The organism is Oscillibacter sp., from assembly GCF_032060045.1.
GTDB lineage: Bacteria > Bacillota > Clostridia > Oscillospirales > Oscillospiraceae > Oscillibacter.
In genome coordinates, this window is the sequence record NZ_DAMBZJ010000075.1 from 1 (window position 1) to 344 (window position 344).

General features: G+C 41.3%; 1 protein-coding gene. It reads right to left on the minus strand.

The genetic code is table 11. From position 1 onward, the window contains the following. Positions 1-344, minus strand: a 344-nt coding sequence (locus RT018_RS15665; RefSeq protein WP_312943244.1) for an iron-containing alcohol dehydrogenase, incomplete at both ends; no start/stop codon positions are given.

Here is a 344-nt window from a genome sequence, read left to right on the forward strand (position 1 = left end):
CGATGGAGTGCTTTCAAGAATCAATTGGCAAATCACACCAAAAGCAACCTTCTCACCATGAGTAGCTCCATGAGCATCATGTAGAATGGTAAGTCCATCATGAATCGCGTGAATGGCAGCTAAACCGCCACTTTCGAATCCAAGCCCGGACAATAAAATATTTGCTTCAATAATATTTTCTAGTGCAGGTGTAACGACATTTAGATCTGAAGATTCTTTTGCTTTATAACCATCCTCTAATAAGGTTTCATAGCATAATTTAGCAAGGGCTAAAGCTGTATTTGTACTTTTAGCAGGCGGACATACACCTTCTCGTGCACCACAGGGTAGTCCCGCGTTTACAT